The organism is Acinetobacter pullicarnis (genome assembly GCF_006352475.1).
GTDB classification, from domain to species: domain Bacteria; phylum Pseudomonadota; class Gammaproteobacteria; order Pseudomonadales; family Moraxellaceae; genus Acinetobacter; species Acinetobacter pullicarnis.
In genome coordinates, this window is record NZ_VCMZ01000001.1 from 2,871,858 (window position 1) to 2,889,586 (window position 17,729).

Annotated in this window: 12 protein-coding genes and 1 pseudogene; 3 read left to right on the top strand and 10 right to left on the bottom strand. The window is 41.2% G+C overall.

The genetic code is table 11. From position 1 onward, the window contains the following. Positions 1-26: 26 nt before the first annotated feature. From FD716_RS12710 to FD716_RS12735, 6 genes and pseudogenes are all read right to left on the bottom strand, one after another. Entirely contained in the window at positions 27-3,290 is a 3,264-nt protein-coding gene (locus FD716_RS12710) for a type I restriction endonuclease subunit R (protein WP_139852682.1), read from the bottom strand. Then, positions 3,287-4,660, bottom strand: coding sequence for a restriction endonuclease subunit S (locus FD716_RS12715; protein ID WP_215895466.1), 1,374 nt, complete (start codon positions 4,658-4,660; stop codon positions 3,287-3,289). Before FD716_RS12715 ends, FD716_RS12710 begins: the two co-directional genes overlap by 4 nt. 11 nt (positions 4,661-4,671) lie before the next feature. Next, the gene (locus tag FD716_RS12720; RefSeq protein WP_139852684.1) at positions 4,672-7,008 is read right to left on the bottom strand and encodes a type I restriction-modification system subunit M; all 2,337 of its coding nucleotides are present in this window, start codon (positions 7,006-7,008) and stop codon (positions 4,672-4,674) included. Positions 7,009-7,538: 530 nt separating this feature from the next. Then, a complete protein-coding gene (locus FD716_RS12725) occupies positions 7,539-7,916 on the bottom strand; it encodes a lysozyme inhibitor LprI family protein (protein ID WP_139852685.1) in 378 nt (125 codons plus the stop codon). A gap of 676 nt (positions 7,917-8,592) precedes the next feature. Continuing rightward, positions 8,593-8,925 (bottom strand): annotated as a pseudogene (locus tag FD716_RS18980) (PAAR domain-containing protein); the annotation flags it as partial. Further along, entirely contained in the window at positions 8,922-9,173 is a 252-nt protein-coding gene (locus FD716_RS12735) for a hypothetical protein (protein ID WP_139852687.1), read from the bottom strand. The pseudogene FD716_RS18980 and the gene FD716_RS12735, both read right to left, overlap by 4 nt. Positions 9,174-9,282: 109 nt before the next feature. On the opposite strand from FD716_RS12735, the gene FD716_RS12740 reads away from it, so the two are divergent. After that, positions 9,283-11,487: an OsmC domain/YcaO domain-containing protein gene (locus FD716_RS12740; RefSeq protein ID WP_139852688.1), complete on the top strand. Its 2,205-nt coding sequence runs from the start codon at positions 9,283-9,285 to the stop codon at positions 11,485-11,487. Positions 11,488-11,633: 146 nt separating this feature from the next. On the opposite strand, the gene FD716_RS12745 is transcribed toward FD716_RS12740, so the two are convergent. From FD716_RS12745 to FD716_RS12755, 3 genes are all read right to left on the bottom strand, one after another. Then, entirely contained in the window at positions 11,634-13,124 is a 1,491-nt protein-coding gene (locus FD716_RS12745) for a tripartite tricarboxylate transporter permease (RefSeq protein WP_139852689.1), read from the bottom strand. 13 nt (positions 13,125-13,137) lie between these two features. Then, on the bottom strand, positions 13,138-13,581 hold the full coding sequence (locus tag FD716_RS12750; protein WP_139852690.1) for a tripartite tricarboxylate transporter TctB family protein: 444 nt from the start codon (positions 13,579-13,581) through the stop codon (positions 13,138-13,140). 101 nt (positions 13,582-13,682) lie between these two features. After that, a complete protein-coding gene (locus FD716_RS12755) occupies positions 13,683-14,660 on the bottom strand; it encodes a tripartite tricarboxylate transporter substrate binding protein (RefSeq protein WP_407641933.1) in 978 nt (325 codons plus the stop codon). Positions 14,661-15,475: 815 nt separating this feature from the next. Between FD716_RS12755 and FD716_RS12760 the strand changes: the two genes are divergently transcribed. Continuing rightward, positions 15,476-16,378 (top strand): EamA family transporter, encoded by a 903-nt coding sequence (locus tag FD716_RS12760; RefSeq protein ID WP_139852692.1) that lies wholly within the window; start codon positions 15,476-15,478, stop codon positions 16,376-16,378. Positions 16,379-16,451: 73 nt separating this feature from the next. Here the strand turns inward: FD716_RS12760 and FD716_RS12765 are convergent, their stop codons facing one another. Next, positions 16,452-17,063, bottom strand: a complete 612-nt coding sequence (locus tag FD716_RS12765) for a LexA family protein (RefSeq protein ID WP_139852693.1) — start codon at positions 17,061-17,063, stop codon at positions 16,452-16,454. Positions 17,064-17,355: 292 nt separating this feature from the next. Here FD716_RS12765 and FD716_RS12770 point away from each other — a divergent pair, with 292 nt between their 5' ends. Then, the gene (locus FD716_RS12770; protein WP_139852694.1) at positions 17,356-17,580 is read left to right on the top strand and encodes a hypothetical protein; all 225 of its coding nucleotides are present in this window, start codon (positions 17,356-17,358) and stop codon (positions 17,578-17,580) included. Positions 17,581-17,729 lie beyond the last annotated feature (149 nt).

A 17,729-nucleotide genomic window follows, 5' to 3' on the forward strand; every position in this document is an offset into this window, starting at 1 on the left:
CCACAGACGTAGTCAATAAATCACGGCTATCTCACCACGAGCTGCAATTTATTTCTCACCATTTCATAGATCAGGCTATCAAATTGCTGCTTCTTCATCGGATCGGAGAGCAACTGCATCATCAGGTCTTGATGGGCTTCATGACTGCCCATAATCGCATCATCAATAGCACGTGGAAAATGCCCTAACATGGCTTGCTCGCGGGTGTTATTGCTGACTTGCGATACCACATTGCTGTCCTCTACGACTTTGTCCATCACAGTATGCGCATAATTAATCAGGTCTTGGTCGGTCAGTTTTTCCGTTATAAACAACTCATTTAGACGCTGCAAAATACTGGAAATAAAGGTTTCCTTTTTATCCTTACCTGCACCACTGCCCAGATCATTACCTGGCTCTAGCGGTTGCCCACTATTGGCCTGTAATTGGATATCAATCTGACGCAATTTAGACAAGCGATAATGGCTCATCTCAATATTACTGAGGTCAATCTCTTCATCTGGATTATGGTTTTCTTTCAACATATTGCGTAGGCTACGCGCAAATAGGCTGAGTTTTTCCAAGTCTCTATCATCATAGTCAACAATCTGCGACATAAATTCATAAAAACGGATAAACGTGCCTAAGTCTTTTTTAAAGATTTCCAAGGCATCTTTGGCTTTTTTGGCTTCAGCACAATCTTTTTCTGCATTGCCAATCAGGACGGCATCGCCTGTTTGCTTACAACGCTCCAGCATTGCTTTACTTTTCTGATCGTCCTGACTGGCTTGGCGATAACGTACATTCCAGCGTTCGATTGCAGGTTTGCAGATATTGGCCAAGACCGCATTGGATTTACTGCGGCTATAAAATGCCTCTGCGAATTGCTCAACCTCAGACCAGCGGAATATCCCATTACTTCTCAGCTTATTTGATAACTCAAAAACTTTATCTGGATCAGTTACATCAGCCAGTTCAGCCGTTTGATAATAGGGCTGGAACGATTCTAAAATATCGGCAGGTTCATTAAAGAAATCTAATACAAAAGTGCCCGACTCGGCCTTGCCCGGATAAGTACGATTTAGACGAGATAAGGTTTGTACGCACTCTACCCCACCCAGTTTTTTATCGACGTACATGGCACACAATTTCGGTTGGTCAAACCCGGTTTGGAATTTATTGGCCACCAACATGATTTGATAGTCATCACTGTCAAATGCCTTACGCATTTCACGGCCTTTGAGGTTGGGATTCATATTCTGTTCAGTGAACTTTTGCCCGATCAAATGACCGCTGTTGGGATCGGTATCGTTAAATTCAACTTCACCTGAAAATGCCACCATTGCCTGTATTGACTGATAACCTTGCTCAGCCACATATTTGTCCAGTGCCAATTTATAACGCACCGCTTCTTTACGTGAACTGGTCACCACCATGGCTTTGGCTTGACCACCCAATAAACCCATGATGTGCTTTTTAAAATGCTCAATAATCACTTTCACTTTTTGTGAAATATTATGGTCGTGCAAACGCACCCATTGATTGACTTTAATCTTGCCTTTTTTGGCATCGACGGTAGGGTCTTGGCTGGCAATTTTTTGGGTCAGCTTATAAGCCACGTTATAGTTGGTGTAGTTTTTTAGCACATCTAAAATAAAGCCTTCTTCAATGGCTTGGCGCATTGAATAGACATGATAGGCTTGCGGAATATTGTCTTTGGATGGTGGCATGGATGGATCTGGGCATTGTCCAAACAGCTCTAAGGTTTTGGCCTTGGGTGTCGCGGTAAAAGCATAATAACTGACATTGGGATTGGCACGGCGTGAAGCCAAAGCTGCATCTAAAATGTCTTCGCTCGACAGCATCACATCTTCGTCGTAGCCCTCTGTCATCAGCACTTCTTTGAGCTTATTTGCGGTTGAACCACTTTGTGAGGAATGCGCTTCATCGGCAATCACCGCATAGCGACGCTGCTTCAGCACGATACTATTTTCAATTGCCTTCAGCACAAAGGGAAAGGTCTGAATGGTCACAATAATAATCGGTTGCGATTTTTCTAAGGAACTGGCCAGTTTTTCCGACTTGGAGCCACCACCCTCATTATTATTAATTCGTCCAACCACGCCATCGGCATGTTCAAACTGATAAATGGTGTCTTGTAACTGCGCATCTAAGATGGTGCGATCGGTCACTACAATCACCGAATCAAATTGCTTATTGCCCAATTCATCATACAAACTGGAAAGTTGATGCGCTGTCCATGCAATCGAATTGGATTTACCCGAACCTGCACTGTGCTGAATCAGGTATTTATGCCCTGTGCCGCGGTCTTTGGCATCTTGAATCAGCTTGGTCACCACATCCCACTGATGGTAACGTGGAAAAATCAGGCTTTCTTTTTTGTATTTACGCCCTTCAGCATCTTCTTTTTCATCAATATTCAGATGGACAAAACGCCCGATAATATTGAGTAAATTGGCTGGGCTGAGTACCTCATTCCACAAATAATCGGTGGCATAACGGCTTTGATCGGCAGGGAGAGCGTTGCCTGCACCGCCATCCGCAGTGCCTTGGTTAAACGGCAGAAAATAAGTACTGTCACCGGCCAAATGCGTGGTCATAAACACTTCATACTGACTCACCGCAAAATGCACCAAAGCACCGCGTTTAAACATCAGCAAGGGTTCTGGCTTATTGGTGGCGGGGTCTTTGGCTAGCCGAGTCTTTTTGTATTGCAGAATCGCATCGCTCACCGTTTGCTTAAATTCAGATTTAAGCTCTAGGGTCGATACAGGTAAGCCATTGATAAACAGCACCAAGTCAATCCGCCATTTTTTGGCTTGCTTACCTGTGGTTTCTAACTCAGCTTTATTGGCATAGGGGCTATACACCAGTTCGGGCACCACCCGACAAATATTTTGTTGATAACGCGCCAAAGTATCGGCATTAAGGTTGTGCTCAGGTTTAAATTGGCACAACTTAAAACGTGCATTACGGATGGTTAGGCCATGCCGCAGCACGCCCAAAGTGCCATAACTGCGTGAGGCTGAATCGGTGGCATTGATACTGGCTTTTGCGAGTTGCACCACGAGGGCTTCAATAAAATGCCGTTCCGAATCATTCGGATAGGTCTGACAAAACTTTTTCCATTCATCTGCTTGGCTGCTTTGAATAAAGCTCAGTAGGTCTGCGGTATAGAGTGCATTTTCACGGTCATAGCCGACACCACTGCCAAGCTGCCAGCCTTGGGCGAGCATTTTCTGGATAATATCGCGTTGGAAATTCAATTCGCGGGTCACGTCAAAGCTCATGCGCTGCACTCCAAGTTTGGCTCAGTTTGGGCTGGCGCTTGCCAATCACGTACATCAATTTTTCCAGTCACCGCAGCGGAGATTAAGGCAGTACGGCGTTCTTGCATCAGGGCGATAGCGGATTCGGCTTTAGATGTTAAAGAATCAAAATTATTTTGCATTTCGATAATATAATTTGAAATTGCTTTTTGTTCTTCAGCGGCAGGAATTACAACTTTGCTTTCTTTGACCTGATCTTGCCCAATATTAGGATCTTTTCTTGTTCCTGCTGCTTCAATCATCCAAAATGGTCGATAAAACTCATAAAACCTGTGTAAAAACTCAGGGTGAAAATTACTGTTTGGTAAAATACCGCATACAGCTTGATTAATTGTTGATTCAAACTCTAAGAGTGCATGCTTACCAATAGAACCTGCACCGCCATACATTGCAATTAATATACTTTTTTTAGGTAAGACTGAACATGCTGTTTCAGCAACTGCTCTCTTAGTTATACTTATTGGAGTTTCCTCTAATATTCCATTATTTAAATCAGTTGTTCGAATCCATGGAATATCACCATCTTCATAATATAAAGAATATTTCGAAGTTGAAGGCGTAGAGCCACTTGTAGTAAATGTTTTCCATTTTAATTTACTAACGTCCCAATGCTCAGGGACTTCCCCTAACCATTCCACACCTGAATCTTTCATCGGTGCATTAGGGTTGAGCCCTTTGGTCACCGCATGGCTAATCACCGCTTGACGTTTTTCTTTGAGTAGCGCAATCAAGCTTTGTTGTTTTTCAATGAGGCTGTCAATTTTTGCAGTTTCATGGTCGAGGAAAGCGGCGATTTGGATTTGTTCTTGAATATCAGGTTTTGCAATTGAATAGGAGTTGATAATATCTGCCGGAACTCTTTTTAATCCACCTGCACCTGTCATCGCTGCTGTAGCGATATCCATAAAAGTTGTTTCTTGTAATCTATAATATAAAAATCTGTTATTACTTAAATGATTACTGCGAAGAACATAAATCTCAGATGAACCAAACCCAATTCCATTAACTAATTCTTTTGCTATAGCGATATTTTTATTCTCAAAGCATGGTGTAACTTTTGCCATTAAGACATCATTGTTCTCAAAATACGTATATCCTTCAAAAACCTCTCCGATGTTCCTCATTTCATCTAGGACTATTGAGTTCAACTTCAATTTATCCATTGGTATAAAACTACACTTTCCCAACTTTGTTTGTAAGCCAAGCCCTGATTTTTTGGGATTGAGTATTGCGATATATTTAATTGGAACTAAATCCCAACTACTCGGAATCTCACCCAACCACGCTACCCCTGAGTCTTTATACTCGGCATACTTTTGATACTTGCTCACTGCCCCGACCATTATGAATGCACCTCTTGCAGCAATTGCATAATCTCGGCACTTACCGCATCGAGGTCGGCATCAATCTCGGCCAAATCACGTGGCGGTTGATAGACATAGAAATGACGGTTAAACGGAATCTCATAACCGACAATGCCAATCTCGCCATCTTTGTCATCACGTTTATCGGCATTGATCCATGCATCCGCCACATGCGGTTGGACTTCACGTTTAAAATAAGACTCGATTAATTCAGTGGTGGTCACCTGTGGGTTGAGTGCGATGTTTTCCGCATCACGTAAATCACCATCTTGCACAAACTCAACCACTTTGCCTTTATAACTAAACTGGCCATATAGCGGCTTTGCTTCGCCCTTGACCACTTTATTGACCACAGGCTCTGCTTCTGGGTTTTTCCACGTGATGGCATCGAGCAATTGTTTTTTCTCTTTGGCATCGAGCTTGATATCGGTGGCTTTTAAGGCCTGTTTAAGGGTCTCATCAAAGGTATTAAAATCATCACTTTGTGCGGTGCCAATCTGCGCCTGTAAGGCTTGGGCTTTTTGCATCAGACTACGTTGTAATAGCCAAATTTTACTGTCCAACAGATCTTTAATGTCTTTTTCTTTGAGCTCTGGATATTCGGCTTTAATCAGCGCACGGATTTCAATCTGTTGATCAGCGTTGAATATGCCATAGCTGAGGTCTGTCGCTGCATCTGTCCATGTCGTCGCAAACTGCGCATAAAGCGTTTGCATCACCGCATTAAAGGGCTTCGGTGCAAAACGTAATCCCGCTACGGCAGCATCCGTAATTTGTGCCGACAGACGTAATGGACGTTCAATGCTGACACGGCGATAACCAAATTCATAACTGTTAAAAATTTTGCTGGCAAAGGTTTTGGCAGTTTCAGTTTTAGGGTTGGCAGACTGACGACCACGATTCGATTTTATTTCGAGAGATTTATCCAGCGTGCGCGCATCCTCTGCTTCAAATTGACCAAAACTACAAATAATAGTTTTGATATCTTCTTCACTCATCTCATTACGCTTCGAGCCGAGTGATTTACGCATCTTGCCGTATAAATGGCTACCATCAATCAACTGTACTTTGCCTTTGCGTGCTGCCTGTTTTTTATTACTGAGCACCCAAATATAAGTCGCAATGCCAGTGTTATAAAACATGTCATTTGGCAGCGCGATAATCGCTTCGAGTAAATCGGCCTCTAAAATGTAGCGACGGATTTCACTTTCACCACTGCCTGCACTGCCGGTAAACAAAGGCGAACCATTTAAAATAATCCCAATCCGACTGCCCTGCTGCTGATTACTATCAACGTCACGCATTTTACTCATCAGGTGCATTAAAAATAATAATGAACCATCTGATACCCGTGGCAAGCCAGCACCAAAACGCCCATCAAAACCTTTGACCTGATGTTCGGTTTTAATATCTTGTTCGATCTTTTTCCAGTCCACCCCAAAAGGTGGGTTAGACAGCATATAGTCAAATTGATCCCCTGCCAGTTGGTCATTCGACAGGGTGTTGCCAAGTTTAATACGGCTAACCGCTTGGCCTTTAATCAACATATCGGCTTTACAGATGGCATAAGACTCTGGGTTCAGCTCTTGACCAAAGGCACTCATCAGCGCATTGGGGTTTAACTCATGCACATATTCTGTACCTGACGATAAAAACCCGCCCGTCCCTGCCGTCGGATCATAAATAGTACGGATAATCCCAGCTTGAGTTAAGACGTCATCATCTTCCATAAATACCAATGCGGTGGTCAGACGCACGATATCCCGTGGGGTAAAGTGTTCCCCTGCGGTTTCATTTGAACCCTCGGCAAAACGACGGATCAACTCTTCAAATACCAAACCCATATCATGGTTAGATACAGTTTCTGGGCTTAAGTCGGTGTTGGCAAATTTCTGTACCACTTTATAAAGTAAGTTAGCGTCATCGAGTGAACCGACAAACTCATCAAACTTAAAGTGCTCAAAAATCTCACGGGCATCCTGTGAAAAACTTTGTACATAGGTTTTAAGGTTGGCCTTGATGTCTGTTTGCCCCATCTTGGCAAGATCCATCGGCGAGGTATTAAAAAAAGTAAGGTTATCGGTCGCACGTAATAGGAACTTTTCTTGGGCTTCTTCCGGTAGATTCATTGGCTTAATTCGTTCATGTTCCGCCAATACCGCAGCCTTGCTGCTCGTAAGCACACACTCTAAACGACGCAATAGCGTAAACGGTAAAATTACCCGTCCATATTGCGATTGCTTAAAGTCACCACGAAGTAAATCGGCCACTGACCAAATGAAAGCAGCGACTTGAGAGAAGTTATTATTTGACATACGAGCGTCTATCCAAAGCGTGAAAGCGACAACAATTTTAAGTTAAGTTGATTGTGCCTAAACTGCTTGGTCAATGCCACGTTTAAAGTGAAAAATGTTGGTTGGCGGATGTGGTCTTGAAAGCTCACTGCGTAAAAACAGTGGGTTGTCCCCGTTCAATCCATTTTTGATAACTGATCCCAATATTAAAAATATTCATTGCAATGCTCAAAAGGACGGCAACCCCTGCTATCAAGATCGCCTTCTTATTAAAACAAACCATTGATATTAAAAATATAATTATAGATAACATACTAAAAAACTGATCCACCGCAAAGCCATAATGATTATTTCCTGTCAAATAACAAACCATATAAATGAAGAGTATGCCGAGTAAATTTAAAATAGAGATTAGAAAGGGTAGATGAGTGTTCAAGATTTTTTCAGCCCTGTTATTTACAGGCTCACTCCTTATTCCGTTTTACGGAGTATCTATGAATCATTAAATTCCACTAGATATTCCGTAGAGTCATTTTTTTCAGAGGATAATGTTATTTAAAGTTTTTTAAAAAATCTATTCGTTTCTTCGTCATGTCAATCTCACATTGCATTGCATCAAAATGACTCTCACGCCCATAATTAGCTTCATCAACAACACACAACGATTCCTTAACCTTAATCCAATTTCGTTGTGAATTTTGAAGATTATCCTTTTTATCTTTCTTTAAATTATTAATTCTTTTCTTATAAATAATGTTTAACTCCTTATCCACCGCTTTGAACTCATCTATATAGCATCCCAAAATGTCATTATATACGACACTATTGGGAATGCATTTAACTTGATATTCAGTATCCGCAAATACAGGTGAACTGCTAAATATAAAAAATAGAATCAATAAATAAATTTTGTTATTTATAACAATCACATTTTACCCCTTTTTCAAATATATCCGCTTCTTCTTTACGACGTTTCCCTACACCACTATTGCCCTTTGGCCCTGTTTTATTCCATAGTTTAGACATATCTCTCAAAATATCAGGAATCTTTTCAGGGCTACCTGATTTAAAGGCATCTTTAATTTGCCGCATGTGCACACGAGTCAGTCCTGTTTTGGGATCTTTTAAGGATGGTCCTCTATTGAATACAAGTGAAAGTAAAACACCTTGGCAATGTGGATGTAGTTCTAACACTTCAGGATAAATAGAAAGCACTTGATTGGCATATCTTGTTTTCAATACTGTAGCTAGTTGTAATGCTTTATCTTTGGTAATTGTAATATTAGATAATACAGGAATTAACGCTTTAGCGGCTCCCCCTTTTTTACCTTGTGCTTTTAGTAGTTCTTGGATTTGAGTCGCTGTGTAAAAAGGTGCTAAATCCTTTTTTATTTGTGATGCAGATTGCTGCCCCAAATCATAACCAATTGCGATAGTTACACCACTATTATCGTCACCTGGTTGATAAGGTTTTGGTTCATATTTTTCAAATTCTAAGATTTTTTCCCAGGTTTCCATAGAAATAATATACGGTCCTGGAGTGGTCTCAAAACTAACGGTTTCTACTACACACTGTGGTGGGCAAGCTTTCTCCTCCTCAACCAAACTATTTGTTTGGTTCTGTTGTGTATTCGTTGATTGTAAATTCGATACAGCAGAAAGAGCAGACCCTCCCGCACTCTCCCCCACCAAATGACTTTGCTGTGGCAATATCTTTGCCCCGCAAGTGAGTTGATCGCCAACATAAGCCACGGCTTTGTCATCAAAAATAATATGGTCATGACTTTTCACGACTGTTGACCAACATTTACATTTAGGGCAAAAGTGCCCATCACCTGCACGTACAAATAAATTACCCAGTTGGGCACTTCTCATCTGCGTTGACGGAACGATGCCGCCATGATCGGTTGGGGCATTATGAATCGCAAAGCCTTTCATTGTGCTACTTCCTGTATTTTATAGTTGTTATTTAAATTTATTATTTTTGCTTTTACATGCTGTACTTTTATTAAACTCGGCTTAATAAAATCATAATTCCGAATCAAAGTATATAATCCGATTTTTTCTGCTTGAATGTCACTTGATTTTCTGCAAAAAATCCCAATTCCACAGCAAATTTCTGTAACATGACGCACGAGAAAGCGCTTGATGATGCTCGTTGTGTTTTTAGAGGCAAAATAGTCCATCACCAAGCGCTTTTTATATTTGGAATTATCATTCCAAGTTCTAGTTTTATATCAATATATTAAATCTTCTGTGAACATGGTTTCACATCGAAAATTGTAAGGTGCCAGCATGGAAATCAAGGTCAATTATCTCGACAACCTTCGACTTGAAGCCAAGTTCGATGACTTCACGGTAATCGCCGATCAACCGATTCGTTATAAAGGTGATGGTTCCGCGCCGGGACCATTTGACTATTTTCTTGCGTCATCCGCTTTATGCGCGGCTTATTTCGTTAAGGTTTATTGCCAAGCACGTGATATTCCAACTGAAAATATTCGCCTTTCGCAAAACAACATTGTAGATCCTGAAAACCGCTATAAACAAATTTTCAAAATTCAAATCGAATTACCGGCTGATATTTCTGACAAAGATCGCCAAGGCATCTTGCGTTCGATTGACCGTTGTACTGTCAAAAAAGTGGTGCAAACGGGACCTGAATTTGTGATTGAAGCAGTTGAAAGTATTGATGCCGATGCACAAGCTTTGTTGATGCCAAGCCTCGCCTCTGAAAACAATACTTATATTCAAGGGAAAGACCTGCCACTCGAACAAACCATTGCCAATATGTCTGCGATTATGGCCAAGCTCGGCATGAAGATTGAAATCGCGTCATGGCGTAATATTGTGCCGAATGTCTGGTCGTTACATGTGCGTGATGCACAAGCACCAATGTGTTTTACCAATGGTAAAGGTTCAACCAAAGAGAGTGCGCTAGCCTCTGCCTTAGGTGAGTTTATTGAGCGTCTGAACTGTAACTTCTTCTATAACGATCAGTTTTGGGGTGAAGAAATTGCCAATGCTGACTTTGTCCATTACCCAGAAGAAAAATGGTTTAAGCCGGGTCCTGAAGGCGAACTGCCAACTGAAATTCTCGATGAATACTGCTTAGAAATTTATAATCCAGATGACGAGCTACTCGGTACGCATTTATATGACACCAACTCAGGCAATACTGAGCGTGGTATTTGTTCACTGCCCTACGTGCGCCAGTCAGACCAGGAAGTGGTGTATTTCCCATCGAATCTGATCGAAAACTTGTTCCTCAGCAATGGGATGAGTGCGGGTAATACCTTAGAAGAAGCACAAGTGCAGTGTTTGTCTGAGATCTTTGAACGCGCTGTCAAACGTGAAATCATCCAAGGTGAAATGACCCTTCCTGATGTCCCACAAGAGGTGTTGGCCAAATACCCAAGCATCGTTGCAGGCATTCAAGCGCTTGAAGAACAAGGCTTTCCAGTCTTGGTCAAAGACGCTTCACTTGGCGGTCAATATCCGGTGATGTGTGTCACCTTGATGAATCCACGTACTGGTGGTGTATTTGCATCTTTCGGTGCACATCCAAGTTTTGAAGTTGCCTTAGAACGCAGTTTGACTGAATTACTCCAAGGTCGTAGTTTTGAAGGCTTAAATGACTTGCCACAGCCGACGTTTAGCAGCAATGCCGTGACTGAGCCGAATAACTACGTTGAACACTTTATCGATTCGAGCGGTGTGGTGTCTTGGCATTTCTTTAGTGCCAAAGCTGATTTTGAATTTGTAGAATGGGATTTCTCTGGTCAAGGTGAAAACTCCAATGCAGAAGAAGCCGCTGCTCTATTCGGCATTCTTGAAGAGATGGGCAAAGAAGTCTATATGGCGGTGTATCAGCATTTAGGTGCAACTGCATGTCGAATTTTGGTGCCTGATTATTCTGAGATTTATTTGGTTGAAGATTTGATTTGGGACAATACCAATATCGCACTGTCGTTCCGTTCCGATATCTTAAATTTACATCGCTTAGATGATGCTGCACTTGAAGCCTTAATCGAGCGCTTAGATGAAAGTGAACTGGATGATTACACCGAAATCACCACCTTAATCGGCATCGAATTTGATGACAATACCGTTTGGGGTCAGCTCACCATTCTTGAATTAAAACTGTTGATTCAGCTGGCATTAAAGCAATTTGAAGAAGCCAAAGAATCAGTCGAAACTTTCTTGCAGTACAACACCAATACCGTTGAACGTGGTCTGTTCTATCAAGCCATGAATGTGGTGCTTGAAGTGGTGCTGGATGATGAACTTGAATTGGATGATTTCGAGTTTAACTTCCGCCGTATGTTTAGCGATGAACGTATGGATGCGGTGATGGGCTCGGTTGATGGCAGCGTGCGCTTCTATGGTCTCACTCCGACCAGTATGAAACTTGAAGGGCTAGACCGTCATTTACGTCTGATCGACAGTTATAAAAAACTACATGCAGCACGTGCTCAAGCAGCAGCTTTGACGGTTTAAGTTATTCCAAATAGCAGCTGAGTAAGTGAAAAGGCTTAATCTATAATGGATTAAGCCTTTTTATTTGGGCTGTGGAATAATTAAACAGAAAAGAATTGAGTGGGAATAATCAAGCTGGAATAGCGGTGATTTCCCTATTGTTCTATTTACCGGCTAAACCATCGATATTTACGCGCTATAGGTAAAATTAATAATAAAACGCTTAATCCCCAGAGAGAAATACTGATGCTACTTTGCCATAAAATACCCAGCTCACCATGTGAAATCGACAAGGCACGACGTAAGTTCGACTCCATTAATTCACCCAGCACAAAACCTAAAATTAACGGTGCCAAGGGAAAATCGAATTTACGTAAAATATAGCCAACCACGCCCAAGCCCATACACAACAATAAATCGAAGGTGGTGCTGTGAATTGCATAGACACCGACAAAACTCACGGCAGCAATCGCAGGAATTAAAATATAGTTCGGTACATTTAACAGTTTGGCAAAGAGTCCCACCAAAGGCAGATTCAATATTAATAAAATAATATTACCCACCATTAATGAGGCAATCAGTGACCACACTAAAATCGGTTGCTCGGTGAATAACTGGGGACCGGGCGTAATATTATACAGTGTCAATGCTCCCATCATCACCGCGGTGGTCCCTGAACCAGGTACTCCCAAAGTCAGCATTGGTACGAATGAACCACAGGCAGCAGCATTATTGGCACTTTCTGGCGCGGCTAAACCACGTAAGTCACCTTGTCCAAACGTGCCATTTTTACCAGCGATTTTACGTTCAGTGGTATAGGCCAATGCACTGGCCACACTTGCGCCAGCACCCGGTAAAATCCCAGCAAAGAACCCCACCAATGAACTGCGAAGTATCGCCACAAAGGTGCTTAAAAATTCTTTGACATTAAACAGTGAGCGCTTACCTTGCGCCAAAACTTTTTGACCCGTTGTGGTTCGCTCCAACAATAATAAAACTTCACTCACGCTAAATAAGCCAATCACGATTGTGGTAAATGCAATGCCATCACTTAAACCGACTGTACCAAAAGTAAAGCGATATACTCCGGTAATTGCATCCATGCCCACCGTCGAAAGTGCTAGGCCCAGCAAGGCCATAATCAGGGTTTTAAAAGGTTGGGTACTGATCAAACCCGTTAAACAGACAATTGCAAAAACCATTAAGGCAAAGTATTCCGCAGGCCCAAAAGCAATCGCCCAATTGGCAAGTAACGGTGCAAATAGTACGATTCCAATAAAAGCGACCGTACTACCAATAAATGAACTGATAGAGGACAGTGAAAGTGCAATGCCAGCCTTACCTTGTTTAGCCAGCGGATAACCATCGAGTGTGGTCATAATGGCCCCTGCATCACCGGGCACATTAATTAAAATCGCAGAAATACGCCCACCATATTCACACCCCAAATATACGGCTGCCAATAAAATTAATGCGCTTTCTACAGGTAAACCTAGGGCATAGGCAAAAGGCAATAAAATCGCGACCCCATTAATTGGACCTAAGCCCGGTAATAAACCGACAATGGTGCCAATAAATGCACCAATCAAGGCAATCAGCAGATTCTGCGGCTGTAAAGCAACTCCAAAACCCGCCATTAAAAAATTAAATACGTCCATAAAGCAGCCATCCTTAGCCCAATAATCCTTGTGGTAATTGCACATCTAAAACTTGGTCAAATAAATAATACATCGTGCTACTCAGCAATAATGCCGTGACTGCAGTCGGGATGGTTTTCCCATTAAATAAACGTCCAAGCATCATGGTCATCAGTGCGGTGGCAATGATAAAACCCAGCCATTCGAATAATGCAGCATAGAGCGTCATTGCCACGGCGCATAAAGCCAATTTGATCACCATTGGTTTATCCCAGCCCAATTCAATCCGTTCAAAAAACACTGTTGGTCGTAGGGTGAGATATAAGGCACTGGCACAGATTAAACCCATCAGTAAAATGGGGAACGCTTTTGGGCCAACCACATCATAAGAAATCGTGGCGTCAAAACCACATGCATAGATAAACAAGACAAAAGTACACAGTGAGATGATTGCCGTTAGAATCCGTTCAGATTTCATAATCTTTCCTCAAGTCAAAACGCAAGCCAAAAGCGTCCACTTCTAACATGCAGCTTTGCTGTATTTGATAAATTAATTGAATAAATTTGGTTCGAAAACAATCAATGTAACAATTGATATTCTTGTGATAGCTGACGCATTTGCTCAGTTTGTTTATAGACATAGATGCTGAGTTGATCACCGGTTAAATCAAATGCTTCAACCCCTTGTTTTTCTCGTAATGCATTAAATTTATTATTTTTCATCATGCGAATAAATGAGTCCTTCCACCAATCATAAGCAGCTTGACTCACTTTGGGTCCCATATAAAAACCACGGATCACAGACCACTGAATGTCATAACCCTGTTCTTTTGCAGTCGGTAAATTTGCAAACTTCCCTTTTAAGCGCTTGTCTGAGAAAACAGCCAAAATACGGATCTTTCCTGCTTCTAAATTAGACCCCACATCACTGATATTACTCACCCCCACTTGGATATGCTGCCCCAGCAAAGCCGTAAGCACTTCGCCTCCCCCTTCTAAGGCGACATAACTCATATCCTTTGGATTGATCTTGGCTTTTTTGCCAAGCATCGCAGCTTGCATCCAATCTTGGCCACCAACACTACCGCCACCACCAAAACTAACTTTTTGCGGATTCGCTTGGAGTGCGACCATCAGATCATTGAGATTCTTATAGGGTGAGTCCTGATGTACTGCAATTAAGCCATGATCCACAGCAACACCAGACAACCACTTCACATCTTTTTCAGTAAAATTGCCAAATTTCCCTTGGGCTAAATTCAACAAAGAGCCTGTCGAAAAAGCAATAATCGCATCATTATTGGCAGGATCACTGCCGACAATTTTATTGTAAGCCACTGCACCAACACCACCGGGCATGTAAGTCACACGAATTGGATCTGCAATCACAGCGGTATCTTTAAAGCCGGCTTGGATTAATTTACAGGTCATATCCATTCCGCCCCCTGGTTTTGCAGGCGCAATGCATTCGGGACGATTTGGCTGACCTGCTTGCTTCGGTTGCTTACTGTTATTACAGCCTGTGAGTGCTATTACTGCACAAGCCAATACGACCATTTTTGTTTTCTTCATATGGGTTAAATCCTTTTTGTTTTTTAAAATCGTTCTGTCCATTCTTCCCATGCAACACATGTGTTATTGCTGCGATTTAATTCGATTTTTGAACAATCGTGTGCTGCTTCAAGTGATAGAGATCATTCAAAGTCTGTTAATACATTGCTTAAAATGCTGCAAATACCACTTGATCAGCGAATGTTGCGAATAGCGGTAAAATAAACATCCTGTTTTTATAAATTTACCTATTGTTATTCCAATAAAACAATAATCTTAAATTACACATCTCTCTTTATTATTTAATTTAACTGCATCACAGAAAACCCAATATACGTCTCCTTATATTTATAAAAACAACCAGTTTGCATGGCCTAATAGATAAAACCACCGTTTAATGATTTGTTATTTTGAGCTAGAATGATGGCATTCACATACTCACCACGCGCCTAAATAGAGTAAAACGTATTTAGTGTTTTCTGTATAGTATTTGAACCTTATTTATTTTCAAAAGATCAATTTTAAAATCTCGAACAGTTGCTGCTTTACCCAAGAACTGTGGTTATTCTGGAATTCAAGCTTCACTTTCGTGAGAAATTTCAAGTGCAATGTTTCCTTCGCCTCATGCGATAGGCAACTCAATATCAGTCGCGATTATCTTATCGTCATCTAACCGTTTAAAAACATCCCTTTGGATAATCTCCCTAAGCGATCTTTGCAGCATCAATTTCAAGCGTCCTTCACCCTCAAAAACCCAATCTATTCCTATACTTTTCGGTTAGTTAGCTTAGACTATAAGTGCGATACATCAGGACGTGTTCATGCTATTTAAAGATAAGCTCGCAGCCTTTGCCGTGATTTTTATTTGGGGTATCAATTTCTTTTTCATGAAAGTTGGGGTCAGTGAAATGAGCCCGATGATGCTTGGATTTTTCCGATTTCTATTGGTGCTCTTCCCAGCAATTTTTTTGATTAAAATCCCCAAAGTGGCATGGAAATGGTTATTCCTCTACGGTCTAATCGGTAATTTTGGTCAATTTGCTTTTGTGTTTAGTGCTATCAGCACAAATATGCCAACCTCTTTGGTGGCATTGGTGATCCAATCACAAGCGTTCTTTACCGTATTGATTGCCAGTCTGTTGTTAAAAGAACAGGTGAAGTGGAATCAGTGGTTAGCCATTGCTGTTGCGGCCATTGGCCTGTCAATTATTGCATTAGGGCAACAGCATTCTGCAATTCCACTGTTGGGTCTGATCTTGGTTATCTGTGCTGCAATGGCCTGGGCTTGCGGTAATATTATCGTGAAGAAAATCGGCCAAGTCAGTCCAATCGGCTTGATCATTTGGGGAAATATTCTTACCCCATTTTGGTTTCTATTACTGGCCTTTCAACAACAAGGCTGGCAAGGCATCCAAGCTGATCTCAATACAATTTCATGGCACGGCGTTGTTGCCGCGGCTTTTCTTGGCTATTTTGCAACTATTGTCGGCTATAGCTTATGGGTTTATTTATTGGCAAAATATCCCGTCGCTAAAATTAGTCCACTGTCGCTTTGGGTGCCTGTGGTCAGCCTGATTTTTGCATTTATTTTCTTAAATGAACATTTGAACCATTGGCAATGGATCGGATCATTGATCGTGATGTTTAGTTTGTTAGTGCATTTATTTGGTGACAAAGTTCTGCAATCACAACGCAGTAAGACTCGAGTGAAAGCGTCGGGTTAGCAAAGACACAGCTAACCCGTTTAACCACATCACTGCTCATATAATGCATCATGCTTTAAACGAAATATAGCGTTCAGCGCATCGGTTTCAAGTTATATGTCACCACGCCCCAAATCACAAATTCTTGACCTTCATGAATATAAATATTCTCAAAATCCGGATTTTCTGCTTTTAGCCAAACCTTATGCGGACTGCTTTGTTTGTCGATCATCAAACGTTTTACCGTAAATTCATTGTCAATCAAGGCAATGACGATATCTCCCGACTTTGCAGTGATGCTTTTATCAACCAACAGCGGATCATCAATATCAATACCGGCATCAAGCATTGACAAGGAGTTGGCTTTGACAATAAAGGTCGAATTTTCATTTCGAATAAGATATTCATTTAAATCTAATGCTTGATCGATATGATCCTGCACAGTTGCAGCTGCGCCAGCTGCAACACGTTCAGTCGCCAATGGAATTTGGTAGGTCTTGTCATTATTTGCTTGTACCATTTGGGCTTTAATTGTACTGTTTAAATCTGACTGACTTCCTGTTTTGACATTATTCAGTAACCAATTTTTGATAAAAGAAACCTGTGAAGCAGGAACCCGAATCACCTTGGTTTCTTCATTAAATTTTGATTTACGTCCTGCATTGGCTCTCACACCACCATGTTCAAACTCAGTTTTTTTTGACATTGCTCGCCCACCTAGATGATTTAAAAGCGTTGATTTAATCTAACTTGAATTAGTTACAAATTCAAGTTGACGAATGTTTTTTTTTGATCAACAATAAGCCTATCGGTCAAATATTGATTTAACCACCAACTAAGCTCGCATCACAAATACAATATATTATTTGTTATATCAGTAGCTTAAATGGCTTTAAAGTCACAGCAACATCGCAAATATATTGATCATCGTACTTAATGAAATTTAACCATTCTAAAGTTTAGCATTTTAAATATTTTTTGAAATGGAGATATAAAAGATGAACACTCAACGTGATGCAATTCTTGGCTACGCAGACAAACAACATGCTTATTTTATTCAACTGATCGAAAACAATACCAACTTAGGCAATAGCTATGGTTTGATTTGCAATCCACAAAGCGATGATGCCGAAAGTATTATGACCACATTATTCTTAAAAAAATCTTTTTGGTTAAATGGCTCTGCCTTCACCGATATTATTAAAGGCCTAGAACCAATTTGATCGAGCTTATTCCACATACGACGAGCCGCAGTCGCGCGACTGATCTCAAACGATAACCTCAGTCAATAAATTTAAATAAAGCGCTGTTTTAATGAAAAACGCTCCCCGCCAAACCCAAGTTGTTCGATCAAGGCCAGACTTTGACTAAG